Here is a 15,023-nt window from a genome sequence, read left to right as displayed (position 1 = left end):
CCAAGCAAAAGAAAGGATCGGACCATGCTTCATTGGATATTGATTTTTCTATTGATTGCCGCAGCCGCCAGTCTTCTGGGCTTTCGCGGCGTTGCAGGTGCCTCGGCAGGAATTGCCAAAATCCTGATCTTCATCGTGCTGGTGATCTTCATCATCGCATTTGTGACCGGCGTCGTGGTCGTCGCCTGATCGATGCACAGTGCTGTAAGGGGTGTCCGTTTTTCCGTTCGGGAAAACCGGATTCCACTCTTCCCTCACAAACTCCCATGCAATATTCCGGCGCATATTGGATGCGCCGGAATATTCACGTCATCAAGTATCAGGCCTCGAATGTCACCTGACCGTCGCAGATGGTAACCACCGGCCGCACCTGCGATAAAGCGTCAAACGGCACAGCTTCAACGTCGCCGTTCAGCACGACAACATCCGCCAGATAGCCTGTCTTCAAAATGCCCTTGCGGTCTTCCATGCTTTCCACATAGGCACCGTTGATCGTGTAGGCTTCCAGCGTTTCTTGCAAGCTTAACCGTTGATCCTGAAGATCATCTGCCCATTTCTGACGGGTCATGGCCTGCTCGATCGACAACATCGGATCCAGCGGAGAAACCGGCCAGTCGGTTGCAAACACCATTTTGGCACCTGCATCCACCAATGTTCGCCATGCGTAAGAATAGGGCCAACGTTCGCGGCCAATATAATCGATGCAAGGGCGCAGCGGCAACAAGCCTGTGCCTGGTGGGTGTGGAGGCTGCATGGATGCGACAACACCCAGCTCTTTAAAACGCGGAATATCCGTCGGCAACACCACTTCAATATGCTCTATCCGGTGACGGATCGCCGTATTTCCCGTGGCTTTTATACCCGCCTCGTAACCGTTCAGCACCATATTGACGGCACCATCACCAATGGCATGGACGGCAATGGGGAGACCTTCCTTGGTGGCCTCAATGGCAATTGCATCAAACGCCTCTTGCGAAAACAGCGGATCGCAGTTGAGGCCCGGCTTGTGCGCATAACCACCAGACATGTGGGCGGTTTCACCTTCGATGACACCATCCATGAAGAGTTTGATGAAATCGGACCGCAACTGATCATCATTAAAGCGCGCGCGCCATGCCACAGCTTTGTCTTGAACATCGCTAAGCGGCATAAAATTCTTCATGTGAAATGGCATGCGAACACGGCAGGGCAGGCCATCGGTGTTTTTGATTTCCTCGAGAATTTCGAGTTGGTAGAGGCTGCCATCCATATTCTGGATAGATGTGATACCGAGCGAAGCACAATAGGCCAAGCCCCGCTTGATCAGCGCGATATCGGTTTTACGCTCCTCATCCGAGACGTTTTCCGGGTCACCACCTGTTGCGACGCCCAGCATGTCACGACCGCCGCTATCCGACAGGGCAACAACCGGACCAAATGCGTTTGCTTCGCGCAATTCGCCGGTGGCCAGCCCATCCGGGCCCATCACCACTTCATTGCCCAACCCAACATCACGCCCCTGCAACAGACCCGCCTGCTCCAGCGCCAGCGTGTTGGCCCAGGCAATATGGTGGTCGAAGGAGAACAAGATTAACGGGCGGTCAGAGATGATCGCATCCAGATCATGCCGGTCGAGGCGCTTTGTTTCCATAACGCCGTAATCAGCGCCATTGCCGATCAACATTTTAAGATCCGGATTAGCATTTGCATAATCGCGAACTGCGGCCTTCAGCACCTCAAATCCCTTGAGGCCATATACATCGAGCCGCACCAGCGACACCGATCCACCAAAAATATGCATATGCCCTTCGTTGAAGCCCGGCATAACCGTGCCCTCACCTGCATCAATGATGCGCGTCGTGTCACCAACATAGCCAGAGACATCATCCCAGTCCCCCACAGCGACAATACGGTTATCACGTATTGCCAGCGCGCTGGCCTTTGGTGTGTCGGCATCCATCGTCAAGACGCGGCCATTTTTAATTACAATCGAAGCTGCTTCGGTCATTACGAACATCCTGGAATTTACATGAAGAAAGCGCAAGGCTGGTATGCAGCGCCGGAAGCTGACATGTCTTGCACCGAAATCTGGATATCTGGCTGATACCCTCTCGGTATCAGCCAGACCGGAAATTACCGCATCACTTCAGCCCAGATCTTGTTGTAGATGGTTTGTACGTCTTGAGAGCACGGCGTGATGAAAATGCCATGAGACAACAATTCCGCTGATGGGAACAACTCCGGTGCGTTTTTCAGGCTTGGATCCATATATTCAGCAGATCCCATAATGCCGTTATTGTAGCGGTTGAAGTTGGAGATCAGGGCCGCATTTTTCGGGTCCATAATGAAATTCTGAAAAAGCTTGGCGTTCTCGACGTTCTTCGCATCTTTCAAAACGGCAACGCTGTCAGTCCAGAGTGGAAAACCTTCTTTCGGATAGCCAAACTTGATGGCATCGTCGAGCAGGCGCGAACGATAGGACGCACCCGACCAGTTCACGCCCGCCAGAAATTCACCGCCCGCATACAGGTTTTCATTGCCATAGCTGATGGAAACCCATTTCTTTTTTGCCGCAATTAATGTGTCACGCAGCTTACGCAAAACCGCTTTGTCATCCGTGCACTGTTTGCCGCCGACATAAAAAAGCGCAAGCGGCATCACGTCAGACATGTCTGGCAGGACATTGACCTTGCCAGCAAGCTCCTTGGGTGGGTCCATGAAGATAGCCGAGGTGTTGATATCGCCTTTGTAAACCTTGGTATTGACGGTAACGCCGGTAGCACCCCAAACCCAGGGAACGCTGTAATGCCGCCCCTTGTCAAAATCGACATTCACCCACTTCGGGTCGACATTTTTGAAGTTTTCCATCTGGTCGGGCCGGGTTTCCAGCAGCAAGCCCTCCTTGATCCAGATTGGCATCACAGAAGAACTCGGAACAACGATATCGTAGCCTGCTCCGCCCTGGCGCACCTTTGCCAAGGCCGCATCATTCGAATCATATTCGGTGATGGATACTTTCACCTTGTAAGTGTCCTCGAATTTCTTGATCAGTTCAGGGCTTGTGTAATTTCCGAAGGTGAAGATGTTCAGGGCACCTTCAGCCGCAGCCGTCCCCATGGATGCGGTCATCAACCCAATGACCGCTGTCGACACCAAAGCAAATTTGCGGACCATAATCGTTCTCCTCTATTTTTTAGCTGTTTGTTGTTGGCCAAGATGTAGTTTTGTCGGTGCAGGAAAGCCGCTGACCAAGGCTCCCGGACAGGCAAGGTTGGAGATCCAAGCGAGAGTTCAACCAAGCTGGAATAATTGCTGCATAAACATAAATCACCGACAGCAGCATGCACCATATATGGCGCACAAGGCATGCAGTAACGCTTTAAAGTTGCTGCATAATTCCTTCAATTGATTCCGATTTAAGGAATTATGCAGTAGGCATGAACAAGGTGAATGCTTAAACGCCCTATTCCTGATTTTCGGTACGGTTTACGAAGTAGAACACCGTCACAATCGCAATCGAAATCGCTAAAAAGGCGGTTGCGATCGCGTTGATTTGGGGTGTCACACCGCGCCGGATCTGGCCCAACATGTAGGTGGGGATGGTTTCCTGGCCGCCACTTTTGATGAATTCGGTGATCACAACGTCATCGAGGGAAATCACAAAAGACAGCATGCCGCCGGCGATAATAGCGGGCCAAATCATCGGCAAGGTCACGAATCTGAAGGTTTGCCAGCTCGATGCATACAGGTCTGAAGCGGCATTTTCCAAGGAGCGATTCATGTCCGACAAACGCGCCCGCAGCGGCATATAAGCAAACGGAACACAGAATGCAGCGTGTGCAAGGACGATATATCCAATTCCCGTATAACCGGTCCAAACCTTGATACGCGAGAAGACAATCAACAGGCCCACAGCGGTAACGATTTCCGGCACCATCAGAGGCAGATTGATGATCGATATTTTCAATCCCTTGCCACGGTATTCGGCAACTCTTGTGGTTGCCAGCGCCGTGGGCGTTGCAACGACCGTGGCAATAATCGACGCACAGGCGGCAATGAAAAGCGACCGGCTGGCAGCCTCAAACACATGCGGATCGTTCCAGGCCGCCTCGAACCAGCGCAGAGAGAACCCTTCCCAGCCCGTTACCGATGTGCCTGAGTTGAAGGCGTATAAGACAAGCACGGCGATTGGTGCATACAGGAAGAAAAACACCAAAGTCGCGACCGTGGCCACCCCCGGCAGATATGAAGTACTTTTCATTTTAGCCATGGGATACCTCCGCACCCTTTGCCCGTCGCATGACAACAATCAGAACCACGGAAACGATCACAACAAGCGTAACCGCAAGGGCAGAACCCAAAGGCCAATTTCGCCCCTGGCCAAATTGAAGATCGATCAGATTGCCAATCATCATGTTTTTGCCGCCGCCCATAAGCTGGGGAACGATGTAATTGGAAACAGCCGGAATAAACACCAGCACAGACCCCGCTAACAAACCGGGTGCCGCAAGTGGCATGATCACTTTGGTCAACATCGCCCAGCGCGATGCATAGAGATCATAAGCCGCCTCAACCAGCCGGAAATCAAATTTCTCAAGACTGGAATAGAGCGGAAGAACCATCAGCGGCAAAAAGATATAGAGCATACCTAAAAGCACGGCAGTATCCGTGTATAAAAACTGAATAGGCTTATCGATGATGCCAAAGCGCAAGAGCTGGGAATTGACAATACCTTCTGTGCGCAACAAATCCTGGATCGCAAAAGTACGGATCAGCATATTGGTCCAAAATGGAATGGTGATCAAAAACAGCCACACAGACCGCACCTGTCTCTTTCGCGTTGCGATAAAAAAGGCGGTCGGAAAACCGACAACGGCGCAGATGAGCGTCGTCAGCAATGCAAGTTTGATGCTTCGCACCAAAACATCCAGATTCGTCTGGGCAAATGACACGGCACCATCCAGAAAATCCACCTCGAACAGAACGTTGAACCAACCCTGCCCCGAAAGTTCAAATTTCACATCCCCGTAATCACCAGCGCTCAGAAATGAATAGACAAACACAACAAGCAGCGGGGCAACAGCGCCCAAGGTGACAAGAACCAGCGCTGGCGCGGATCTCAGCCAACGCCCGCGGATGTCAGCCTTTTGGCGTGCGCGTTCATGCATAGACAAACTGTTCATGGCCTAATCCTTCAAAAGCTGAAGGGTGCCTTCGGCAAAACCGATCGCAACCGGCTGACCGGGCTCGACGCCACAGCCACCTGCTGTAAGGTTTTGCTGACGCACGATGAAATGACTGCCATCAGACAGGGTAACGTGAAAATGCGTATCTGTGCCCAGATAGATGACATCGCGAACATTTCCCCGCAGCAAGGCATCAGCGTCATTCGCAACCAGTTGGGCATGCTCCGGCCGCACCACAGCTGTTGCTTTTCCAGCGGCAAGCCCTTGGGGGCATTTGGCGGCCACCACTGCGCCAGACGCCAATGTCACCCGCCCTACCCCTGCGGAAATATCGCTCACATCAACGGTCAGGAAATTTGTCTCGCCAATGAAATCCGCCACAAACCTGTCGGCAGGATGATCATAAAGCTCACTGGGCGCACCAAGCTGCCGCACCGACCCTTCACTCAACACCGCGATGCGGTCTGACATGGACAGCGCTTCTTCCTGATCATGGGTGACGAAGATAAAGGTAATGCCAGTGTCGGCCTGCAAGCGTTTCAATTCAATTTGCATGGCCTTGCGCAGTTTTAGATCCAACGCCGAGAGCGGTTCATCCAGCAGGAGAACTTTAGGACGCGGGGCCAATGCCCGTGCCAGCGCAACGCGCTGCTGCTGCCCCCCGGAAAGCCGCGTCACTGACTGATCACCGCGACCGCTCAAATGAATGAGATCCAACATTTTATTGACCGTGGCGGTGACCTCTTCGCGCGGCCGTTTGAGCATTCGCAAGCCAAAGCCGATATTTTCGGCGACAGTCATATGTGGAAACAGCGCGTAACTCTGGAAAACAGTGTTGATTGGTCTGCGGTTGGGAGGCAGATGTGTCATTTCATCGCCAGCTACAAAAATTCGACCGCTGGTTGGCCAGTCGAAACCAGCAATCATCCGCAAGAGAGTTGTCTTTCCGCAACCTGACGGGCCGAGCAACGTAAAAAATTCATTATTCGCAATAGAAAGCGAGATTTCATTGACAGCACGATAGATACCAAAATCTCTCGTCACACCATCCAAAGCCACGGCATCGCCGCGCCCCGCTTCAGCACTCAACGTCATGCATTTGTTCCCCATTCATGTGATCTGCGATCGCATTGTTTTGATCATATCAAACCCAATGTGATCAAATTGCAAGAATTAATTGCGTTTTCGACAAAACATTCTCGTTACTCTCCGCAGATATCGCGCCTATGATAGGTGAAAGGCATGGTCCGTGTTGCAACAAAGCAGAGTGAGCAATGATCAAGGAAAAAAAAAGAGCCGCAGAATCGGCCAAGCAATGGGTCTACAGAACCCTGCGCGACCAAGTGATGTATGGAGCGGTTCCACCCGGCTTGCCCATTACCATTCATGGTGTGGCCGAAAGCCTGAAGGTCAGCGCCATGCCCGTGCGCGAGGCCCTGCACCGTTTGGTTGCCGATGGCGCGCTGGAATATATGGACAACAGGCGGGTGCGCGTTCCAGACATGACGCCTGCGAAGTTTGATGAGATTATTGCGACCAGAATTGCGCTGGAGACATTGGCGGCAGAGCGGGCGCTGCCGCACATTGAATCCTCCCGCATTGATATGCTTCAGGCAATCGATAAAGAGCTTGAGGATGCCTATGGTTCTGGCGATTTTCAGGGAGCAACACGGCTCAACATCGCGTTTCACCGCTGCATCTTTGAGGTAAACTCCGGTCTTGTGCTGCTAAGCCTGCTTGATTCCATCTGGCTTCGGCTGGGACCGTTCATGCGTGCAGCAACAATCAATCTCGCTGAAAGTTACCGGATTGACCGCCACGCTGAGGCCATCGCCGCAATTCGCGAAAAAGACAGTGAAGCGCTGAAAATTGCAATCACGGCGGATATTCAAGATGGCATTGGCCATCTCGGTCGGCATTTCTTCTTGGACAAAGCACGGGCCGCGTCACCTGAAAAACAATGACCTCTGGTTAGGCCGGCGCTTTGCGGCACGACCTGCTGCAAGCGCGGCGTTGTATAAGGTCCGGCAGCAGAAATATCGCCGCATTCCCGCCGTGGAGGCGTTGCAAATATCTCAAATGCCTCAGCGGTTTGAGATATTTGCAAACGCGATCAGAGGGAAATATTCTGGTATCAACCGCAATGCGCGTTAAGTGACTTTATAAACAGAAATCGTGACATCTGTGGTCTTGAAAGCGCAGGAGGAAACGAACAACGTATCGGATAGCCAGCAATGGGGACCGATGGGGGCATCAAACACCGGTGCGGCCCGGAAATAATATTGGTCCGGTGAGACCAAATCACCGGCATCGACCCGCGCAACAGTTTCTCGCGGCGCGATGAACAGACCCTGATTGCGGATGTAAATCGGCGTACCATCGTCAGCTTCAAGAGTGTAATGGGCCGTCACCACCGAACAACCGTCGCTGCGGATCAGCTCATAATCGGCTCCGCCCATCAATACGCGACCGTTGAGCCGTGGACCACGCACCACTCCACCAAGAATCGGAATAATCCGTCGATGGCCATTACGACCCGGACCGCCATCCAGCGGTTGCCCGATCTCCGCGTTTATGTCGAAGACAAATTCGAGACCGGGAGAAATCGGCGCATACGTCTTATCTATCATTATACAACAAACCCATATAGATCCCATTCGGCTTGAGAGACCTCAAGCGCAAGGCGTTGATACTCTGCATGTTTTACGGCGGTGAACGCCTGGTGCAGACTTGCACCCAAAACCTCCTTTACAAATTCGGATTGCTCCATTCTGTGAATTGCCTCAAGCCAGCTTTGGGGCCAACTTTGGGGCCAACTTTGGGGCCAGCTTTTAGGCAAGCTGTTGAGGCGCTGTTGGGCGTAGCTATGGCCCTCCACGGCGGGGCCAGGATCCTGCTTTGCGGCAATCCCGCGTAAAGCGCCTGCAAGTGTGACTGCGGCAACCATGTAAGGATTGGCGTCAACACCCGCAACTCGGTGTTCAAAGTGGCGTGTGTTGCCCGGCGTGCCCGGTACGCGCAGCGCCACCGTGCGGTTTTCAATGCCCCAATCATCGGATGCGGGCGAATAGGATGCCGATGCAAAACGCCGCCACGAATTGAGAAAAGGGGCCAGCACCAGCATTGTATCACCAACCGTATGGCGGATGCCGGCGATGGAGTGGAGCATCAAAGGGCTGAGTGCGCCATCAGCTTGGTCAGCATAGAGATTGTTGCCTGATGTGTCGGCCAGCGACAAATGGAGATGCATACCCGAGCCAGCGTCGTGCCCGAAGGGTTTTGCCATAAAGCAGGCCTCGATGCCGAAACGTCTCGCGCAAGACCTGATCAACCGCTTCGCGATGATCACATCATCTGCGGCCCGCAACAGATCCCGATACCGAATGGTCAACTCAAATTGTCCAACCGCATATTCTGAGATCAACGATTCCAGCGTCAAGCCGAGATGGGCCGCCCCTTCATAAATGGCATCGAACAGCGGGGACATTTCGTCCAGTTCGTCGACGGCCATGGTGTTGCGATTGAGCGCACGTCGCCCCGTCATCACATAGCCCGCTGGTTGATACCGGCCATTTTGGTCAGGCTTGCGGTCCACCAGATAAAATTCCAGCTCAAACGCCCCCATGGGGGTAAAGCCTGCTGCCTTGGCATTATCAATCTGCTTTACAAGCGCATGTCGTGGCTCAGCCGGATAGCCGGTTCCGTTTGCATCATACATGCTCACCAGCACCTGACCACGCTTGGTGTGCGGCATCATGCCAAGTGTGCCGGACAATGGCCAGCATCGCTTGTCACCACCGCCATCCAGCACCTGCCCCGACGCGTCCACGTCGTCACCGGCCACATCCTGCCCAAAGAGAGAACTTGGCATGGCACGGCCCGATTTATAGAGCGAAATCAGTTCATGGCGGCGAATGATCTTGCCACGACCAATGCCGTGGCAATCCGTCATGACAATATCGATACCCTCAACCTCAGGGTATTTTGCGAGAAACTCATTGGCTTCATCAAGATTGGTGCCGGTCGGCGATATTGTCGTCATGTTTGCCACCCGTTCAACCTCTCTTCGCATTTCAACTTAGCCGATCAGCCCATTTTTTCGGGCATGAGCATAGGTCAGATCAATAACCTTGATGGTCTTTTCCATCAGCTCATCCACTTCGGCATGGGTGATCGTCAAAGGTGGTGCAATGACCATGCGGTCGCCCACCGCGCGCATGACCAGACCATTTTCAAATGAGAAATCACGGGCGGTCAAACCAATTTTGGCCTCTTCGGCAAAGCTGGCGCGGGCTTTTTTGTCTGATGTAAACTGAAAAGCGCCAATCAGGCCTTCCATCACCGCTTCGCCAACCATTGGATGGTCAGCAAGCGCTTTCCATTTGGCTTGAAGATAAGGACCAATATCGTCACGAACCCGCTCAATCAGCTTTTCTGACCGGATAATTTCCAGATTGACGAGGGCCGCAGCACAGGCCGCCGGATGACCGGAATAGGTATAGCCGTGGGCAAACTCGTCGCCTTTTTCAAGCAGCACATGGGCAATGCGGTCTGAAACGCCAACGCAGCCCATTGGCACATATCCGGATGTAATGCCCTTGGCCATGGTCATGAAATCAGGTTCGGTACCCATCAATTCGCAGCCGAACCATTGCCCTGTGCGGCCAAAGCCGCAGATCACTTCGTCGGAGATGAACAGGATGTCGCGCTCTTTCAGCCCTTTGGCCACAGCGGGCCAATAGGTCTTGGGCGGAACAATGACCCCGCCTGCCCCCATGATCGGCTCTCCAATCATGGCTGCAATCTTGTGTGCGCCAATGGAGTCAATCAGTTCCAGTGTTTGATTGGCAACTTTCAAGCCAAACTCGTCAGGGGTCAAATCGCCGCCATTGGCCCACCATGATGGCGGCGGCGCATGAAATATGCCCGGAATAGGCAGGCCGCCCTGCGCATGCATCGACCCGAAGCCGCCCAGCGATGCCGAGGCAACGGTGGAGCCATGATAGCCGCCCCTGCGAGAGATGAAGATCGTCTTCTCTGGTTTGTCCATCAATTGCCAATAATAACGCGCCAGCCGGAAAATCGTGTCATTGGATTCCGAGCCAGAACCCGTAAAGTGGAAGTAGTTGAATTGCTTGGGTGTCAGATCCGAGAGCAGCTTTGAAAGCGCAACGACGGGCGGATGAGTGGTGTTGAAAAACGTATTGTAGTAGGCCAGCTCTTCCATCTGCCTGGCCACGGCATCCACGATATCCTTGCGACCATGACCGACATTGACGCACCAAAGGCCGCTCATCCCATCGAGGATTTTGTTGCCCTCAGAGTCATACAGATAGACACCCTTGCCTGTTGTGATGACACGGGTGCCACGAGCATTCAGCTCGCGGGTATTTGTGAAAGGGTGCAAGTGATGGGCCGCATCCGTTTTTTGCAATTCCCGAGTGCTGTTTAAAATCGTCATTGAACCCCCTCGAATACGCTCGGCTTTGCCGAAGTTTTTTATCAAAATACAAATACTTATAACCTTACGACCACTGCATGGAATTCACAGGCAGAAGGACTGAAATTTTCTAGAGTCTGTCAGGTTCAAATTGAACCAGACAGACTCTAGATTCCCTTGTTTTCGTTTGTCTTTTCGGGAAAACCGGATTCCACTTTTCCCTGACAAACTCTAAACGGCAACTGCCATCACAACGGTCAGGCATTTTCTGACATGAGGTCGGTCTACTGCGCGGCCGTTCCGCCACCAATCGGCACCAGTGAGCCAGTCATGACGCTGGCATAATCGGAGACCCGAAACACAGTAAGCTTGGCAATGACAATTCTCTCGTGATGGCAAACGTGATACCGGACGTGACACCCGTGACAATACAACCTTTATTCGCCAGCGACATGAGCAGATCTCCAGATCGCGACCATAATTTGATCAAATTATTTCTACGATCTGCGATCGCAAAAATCAAGGGAGATAAAAAAGCATTCGGAAAAAAGAGTGACAGGAGAAGATGCATGTTACGAACATGGCTCGGGCCATGCAGGCGCGCGACTTGCTCTGCTGCATAACTCCCTAAATCCGAATCGACTTAAGGAGAAATTATGCAGGAGATTAAAGGTGTTACAGTGCCCTTTGTGCGCCATGAATGATGAGAGGCGCTGTATGGGCGGCATGAAAAAAGGCGGCTTTCTGACTGAAAGCCGCCTGATCCAGATCCAATACAACAGGGAATTACGCCTTTGCTGCGCGCAAGTTCAACTGCGCGGGCTTTACCAAAATAACATCTGGTTCAGAAGCTTATGCTGCGATCCAGCCGCTGATGGCTTTAACCTCGAGATATTCTTCGATACCCCAGACTCCCCCTTCACGGCCAATGCCGGACTGGCCAAAGCCACCGAACGGCGCACCATAAGGAAGGTCAGAACCATTGAGACGGACCATGCCACTGCGCAACTTGCGTGACACGCGGCGCGCGCGCTCGGAATCACCCGTCCAGATATAGGCTGCAAGCCCATAGACACTATCGTTGGCAATTGCCACCGCTTCTGCTTCATCATCGAAGGGGATAATGGTCAGAACCGGGCCAAAAATCTCTTCTCGTGCAATCGTCATCTCATTGTTGGCACCTGAAAAGACGGTCGGCTTGACGTAGAACCCGTCATTAAGCCCCTCTGGATTGTCTGGACCTCCCGCAACAATCACCGCCCCTTCGCTGATGCCTTTACGGATGAGCGATTGAATGCGCTGATGCTGCGCAGCACTGACCACAGGCCCCATCTGGGTATCTTCGGCCTCCGGACGCCCAACCTTGACCTGATCAGCAACAGCCGCCGCTGCGGCCACAGCGCGGTCGTAAACCGAGCGCTCGACCAGCATCCGTGATGGCGCGTTGCAAGACTGCCCGCTGTTGCGGAACATGTGTTGCGCCGTCTGCGTTGCCGCAGCTTCCACATCCGTATCAGCAAATATGATATTGGCACCCTTGCCGCCCAGCTCAAGACCGACGCGCTTGATGGTGTCGGCCCCCGTCTTGGTGACGGCAATGCCAGCACGGGTGGATCCGGTGAGTGAAATTACCGCAACATCCGGGTGTCCGGCAAGCCTTTCGCCGACAACAGGGCCGGTACCCTGCACCAGATTGAACACACCGGCTGGCACCCCGGCTTCATCGAGAATTTCAGCAAAAACGACAGCAGAAAGCGGCGAGAGTTCCGACGGTTTCAACACCATGGTGCAACCAGCAGCAAGCGCCGCCCCCACCTTCAACGTCACCTGGTTCATCGGCCAGTTCCAAGGGGTAATCAAGGCGGCCACCCCTTTCGCCTCCATCACGATATGGTTTTCCGTATCGCCTTGAAACAGCGGCCTTTCCCAGTGAATTTGATCCATGGCCCGAACAAAATCCTTGAGATGGCCAAGACCCACACCAGCCTGAGCACCGCGGGCAAGGGTCTTTGGCGCGCCCATCTCCAGCATCATAGCGTCTGCAATGTCATTGCTCCGGCGTGCATAGATTTCAACGATCCGCTCCAAAACAGCACGGCGTTCGGCAGGCGCAGTCTGGCTCCAGCTTTCAAACGCCCGTTTGGCAGCCGCTACAGCAAGATCCACGTCTGCCACAGATCCCAAGGCCACGCGACCACAAACGGCACCGTTTCCCGGAGAGACAATATCCATGACATCGCTTGAAAGCGGAGCGACCCAGCGCCCATTGATATAGAACTGCTCAGTTGTCATCATGCACCTCGTTAATGCTTCGAAGGTAAGGCGCCAATGGCGGCGCAGATCGCGATTTCAGACGGTGGAGAGGGTATAGTATGCGATCTGCGATCGCGCAATAGAACGGCGGTTTAATTTCGCTTTCGGCTTAAAGACCATTCATCAAGCTCAGAGCTACGTTTTTTCACGGCCAAAAGATATAAGCAGAGCCCGACCCTGCTTTGCATCCCGCCCCTTCTCAGAGCAGTTCACCAAACGTTATGGCCCCTACTGCATAATTTTGTCCTGAAATCCACGCCGATTTAAGGAGTTATACCGTAGCCAGATAGCTGGAACCCTTTTATGATCAATCCAACACTGCGCACATCTTATCCACGCAGCGTTTTGGAATATAGCCCACTGCTTTATGCGGTGATCAAGGTATCGAATGAAAAGCGATGATGTGAGTTCCTCTGTTCTTTCCATGCAACCGATTGACCACCAGTCTGTGCAGGAGAAGGTCTATGAGCGAATTACCGACGTTTTAATGAGGGGCGGCTTTCAGCCCGGACAAAAGCTGAGTTCTCGCAAATTGGCAGCATCCCTGGGCACCAGCGATATGCCGGTCAGGGCAGCCCTGGGACGTCTGGTGGCGGAAGGGGCTGTGACCCAGAATGCCAACGGCACCTTTACCATCCCGCTGATCAGCCGCAAAAAATTCCAGGATGTCATGGAGCTTCGCGCCTTGCTGGAAGGGCGCGCCACCACAGCAGCCTGCGGCAAGATAAGCCAGAAAAGTCTGCGCGATTTGAAAACCTTTGGCAAAGGTCTGGAAGAGGCGATCGAAAAAAATGATATTGACCTTTATCTGGACTACAATCAAAGGCTCAAATTCTCGATTTACAAGCATTGTGACTCGGAGATTCTGTTTCTTCACATTCGATTGCTGTGGCTGTTGGCAGCGCCATTCCTGAGGCATCTCAATAAAGATCTCAGCCAGATGACCTATGCGAACTTTCACGATGGCGCGATTGCGGCCCTGATTGAAAACAGGGCGGAAGACGCCGGGGCGGAAATTGCCCGCGATGTTCATGCTGGCATGGTGTTCTTGCTCAAGCATGGCAAATTTGCAGAAGATGTCTGAGGTACCTCGCTTTATCTCTTTCAATTTCAAGGAATTACGCCGTCGCTCTTTGTTTTGAAACTGAAGGCGAGGACGGAGAAAATCAGAGCGCCCGTGGCAACCTGCTGCCAATAGAAGTTCAATCCTGAAAGCAGCAACCCATTGGATACGAGCCCAAGCAAAAGCACACCCAGCACGGTTCCCGTCACATTCGGCCGTCGCAGCGGATGGATGGTTGTGCCGATAAATGTCGCGCCAATGGCATTCAGCATAAAGGCATTGCCGGAAGAGGGAATGTAGACATTCACTGTTGCGGTCAGCACAATCCCGGCCACTGCTGCAATCAAGCCCGCAATGACATAGGCGGCAGCCACCGTCTTTGATACCGAGAGGCCTGAATAGCGAACCACGCTTGCCTGAATGCCGGTTGCTGTCAAAACCCGACCGAAGCGGCTTTTTGCCAGGAGCGTGGCCGTGACAAGAACCAGCAGCAGAGTGACAATGAGCGGCACAGGCACACCAGCCAACCGGCCATGACCGATGAACGAAAAGGCCTCAGGAATGCTCGTTTGCGGCAGATAGACTGGATTGCCGCCATTGGTCAACAATTGCTGAACGCTGCGACCAATGAACAGCGTGCCAAGCGTTGCCAGAAACGGAGAGATTCCAATAATCGAGATCAAAACACCATTCAGCACACCCACAGTGCCGCCCGCCAAAAGCGCAAACACCACAGCCACGCTGACGGGCACCCCTGCGAGCACAAGGCTGATAAAGGCAAAGCTTGCGAAATCCACCGCCGTGCCAACAGAAAGATCAATGCCACCGGATGCAACGGCAAAGGTCATGGCGATTGAGACGATGGCAAGCAAAGCAACATTGTTGACAAGAACGCTCAACAGGTTGGCACCGGTGAGAAAGCCTGGTGCCAGATTGGCAAATATCGTGACCACGCCAATGATTGCAAAGATAATCGCGTAACGTGCTTTTCTGCGCAGGCTTGAGAACAACGGAGCACTGATTTGAACAGGAGATGTCATGA

Annotated in this window: 13 protein-coding genes; 3 read left to right on the top strand and 10 right to left on the bottom strand. The window is 53.1% G+C overall.

Translation table 11 applies throughout. The features are described 5' to 3' along the window. The first annotated feature begins 24 nt into the window (after nt 1-24). Nucleotides 25-189 (top strand): DUF1328 family protein, encoded by a 165-nt coding sequence (locus E6C51_RS03010; protein ID WP_190234968.1) that lies wholly within the window; start codon nt 25-27, stop codon nt 187-189. Between the two features lie 130 nt (nt 190-319). Here the strand turns inward: E6C51_RS03010 and E6C51_RS03005 are convergent, their stop codons facing one another. The 5 genes from E6C51_RS03005 to E6C51_RS02985 form a co-directional block, all read right to left on the bottom strand. Continuing rightward, the gene (locus E6C51_RS03005; RefSeq protein WP_190234967.1) at nt 320-1,987 is read right to left on the bottom strand and encodes an amidohydrolase; all 1,668 of its coding nucleotides are present in this window, start codon (nt 1,985-1,987) and stop codon (nt 320-322) included. A 125-nt stretch (nt 1,988-2,112) separates the two neighbouring features. Beyond that, the gene (locus tag E6C51_RS03000) at nt 2,113-3,153 is read right to left on the bottom strand and encodes an extracellular solute-binding protein (RefSeq protein ID WP_230987026.1); all 1,041 of its coding nucleotides are present in this window, start codon (nt 3,151-3,153) and stop codon (nt 2,113-2,115) included. A 289-nt stretch (nt 3,154-3,442) separates the two neighbouring features. After that, nucleotides 3,443-4,249, bottom strand: a complete 807-nt coding sequence (locus tag E6C51_RS02995) for an ABC transporter permease (RefSeq protein ID WP_190234966.1) — start codon at nt 4,247-4,249, stop codon at nt 3,443-3,445. Beyond that, nucleotides 4,242-5,162 carry an ABC transporter permease gene (locus E6C51_RS02990; protein ID WP_146930430.1) on the bottom strand — a complete coding sequence of 307 codons (921 nt, stop codon included), beginning with the start codon at nt 5,160-5,162 and terminating at the stop codon, nt 4,242-4,244. The genes E6C51_RS02995 and E6C51_RS02990 overlap by 8 nt, the downstream gene beginning before the upstream one ends. 3 nt (nt 5,163-5,165) lie before the next feature. Beyond that, nucleotides 5,166-6,260 (bottom strand): ABC transporter ATP-binding protein, encoded by a 1,095-nt coding sequence (locus E6C51_RS02985; RefSeq protein WP_146930433.1) that lies wholly within the window; start codon nt 6,258-6,260, stop codon nt 5,166-5,168. 179 nt (nt 6,261-6,439) lie between these two features. Between E6C51_RS02985 and E6C51_RS02980 the strand changes: the two genes are divergently transcribed. Next, complete coding sequence (locus E6C51_RS02980) at nt 6,440-7,129, top strand: GntR family transcriptional regulator (RefSeq protein WP_190234965.1); 690 nt, start codon at nt 6,440-6,442, stop codon at nt 7,127-7,129. A gap of 186 nt (nt 7,130-7,315) precedes the next feature. Here E6C51_RS02980 and E6C51_RS02975 read toward each other — a convergent pair whose 3' ends face one another. From E6C51_RS02975 to E6C51_RS02960, 4 genes are all read right to left on the bottom strand, one after another. Continuing rightward, on the bottom strand, nt 7,316-7,795 hold the full coding sequence (locus E6C51_RS02975; RefSeq protein ID WP_210234984.1) for a DUF3237 domain-containing protein: 480 nt from the start codon (nt 7,793-7,795) through the stop codon (nt 7,316-7,318). Beyond that, nucleotides 7,795-9,207, bottom strand: coding sequence for a glutamine synthetase family protein (locus E6C51_RS02970; RefSeq protein WP_190234964.1), 1,413 nt, complete (start codon nt 9,205-9,207; stop codon nt 7,795-7,797). Before E6C51_RS02970 ends, E6C51_RS02975 begins: the two co-directional genes overlap by 1 nt. A gap of 36 nt (nt 9,208-9,243) precedes the next feature. Next, nucleotides 9,244-10,626 carry an aspartate aminotransferase family protein gene (locus E6C51_RS02965; protein WP_190234963.1) on the bottom strand — a complete coding sequence of 461 codons (1,383 nt, stop codon included), beginning with the start codon at nt 10,624-10,626 and terminating at the stop codon, nt 9,244-9,246. Nucleotides 10,627-11,457: 831 nt separating this feature from the next. Beyond that, nucleotides 11,458-12,900 (bottom strand): aldehyde dehydrogenase family protein, encoded by a 1,443-nt coding sequence (locus E6C51_RS02960; protein WP_146930446.1) that lies wholly within the window; start codon nt 12,898-12,900, stop codon nt 11,458-11,460. Between the two features lie 406 nt (nt 12,901-13,306). On the opposite strand from E6C51_RS02960, the gene E6C51_RS02955 reads away from it, so the two are divergent. Further along, on the top strand, nt 13,307-14,002 hold the full coding sequence (locus tag E6C51_RS02955) for a GntR family transcriptional regulator (RefSeq protein ID WP_190234962.1): 696 nt from the start codon (nt 13,307-13,309) through the stop codon (nt 14,000-14,002). Between the two features lie 26 nt (nt 14,003-14,028). Here E6C51_RS02955 and E6C51_RS02950 read toward each other — a convergent pair whose 3' ends face one another. Next, nucleotides 14,029-15,021, bottom strand: coding sequence for an ABC transporter permease (locus E6C51_RS02950; protein WP_190234961.1), 993 nt, complete (start codon nt 15,019-15,021; stop codon nt 14,029-14,031). Between the last annotated feature and the right edge of the window lie 2 nt (nt 15,022-15,023).

Origin of the sequence: Gillisella terrae (assembly GCF_004801395.1) — a bacterium.
Taxonomy (GTDB): Bacteria; Pseudomonadota; Alphaproteobacteria; order Rhizobiales; family Rhizobiaceae; genus Allorhizobium; species Allorhizobium terrae.
This window is presented reverse-complemented; position numbering and strand designations above follow the sequence as displayed.

Coding starts and splice junctions, on each gene's coding strand:
- E6C51_RS02995 (WP_190234966.1), bottom strand. CDS start 4,249: ATGGCTAAAATGAAAAGTACTTCATATCTGCCGGGGGTGGCCACGGTC.
- E6C51_RS03005 (WP_190234967.1), bottom strand. CDS start 1,987: ATGACCGAAGCAGCTTCGATTGTAATTAAAAATGGCCGCGTCTTGACG.
- E6C51_RS02985 (WP_146930433.1), bottom strand. CDS start 6,260: ATGACGTTGAGTGCTGAAGCGGGGCGCGGCGATGCCGTGGCTTTGGAT.
- E6C51_RS02955 (WP_190234962.1), top strand. CDS start 13,307: ATGAAAAGCGATGATGTGAGTTCCTCTGTTCTTTCCATGCAACCGATT.
- E6C51_RS02980 (WP_190234965.1), top strand. CDS start 6,440: ATGATCAAGGAAAAAAAAAGAGCCGCAGAATCGGCCAAGCAATGGGTC.
- E6C51_RS03010 (WP_190234968.1), top strand. CDS start 25: ATGCTTCATTGGATATTGATTTTTCTATTGATTGCCGCAGCCGCCAGT.
- E6C51_RS02975 (WP_210234984.1), bottom strand. CDS start 7,795: ATGATAGATAAGACGTATGCGCCGATTTCTCCCGGTCTCGAATTTGTC.
- E6C51_RS02990 (WP_146930430.1), bottom strand. CDS start 5,162: ATGAACAGTTTGTCTATGCATGAACGCGCACGCCAAAAGGCTGACATC.
- E6C51_RS02970 (WP_190234964.1), bottom strand. CDS start 9,207: ATGACGACAATATCGCCGACCGGCACCAATCTTGATGAAGCCAATGAG.
- E6C51_RS02950 (WP_190234961.1), bottom strand. CDS start 15,021: ATGACATCTCCTGTTCAAATCAGTGCTCCGTTGTTCTCAAGCCTGCGC.
- E6C51_RS03000 (WP_230987026.1), bottom strand. CDS start 3,153: ATGGTCCGCAAATTTGCTTTGGTGTCGACAGCGGTCATTGGGTTGATG.
- E6C51_RS02965 (WP_190234963.1), bottom strand. CDS start 10,626: ATGACGATTTTAAACAGCACTCGGGAATTGCAAAAAACGGATGCGGCC.
- E6C51_RS02960 (WP_146930446.1), bottom strand. CDS start 12,900: ATGATGACAACTGAGCAGTTCTATATCAATGGGCGCTGGGTCGCTCCG.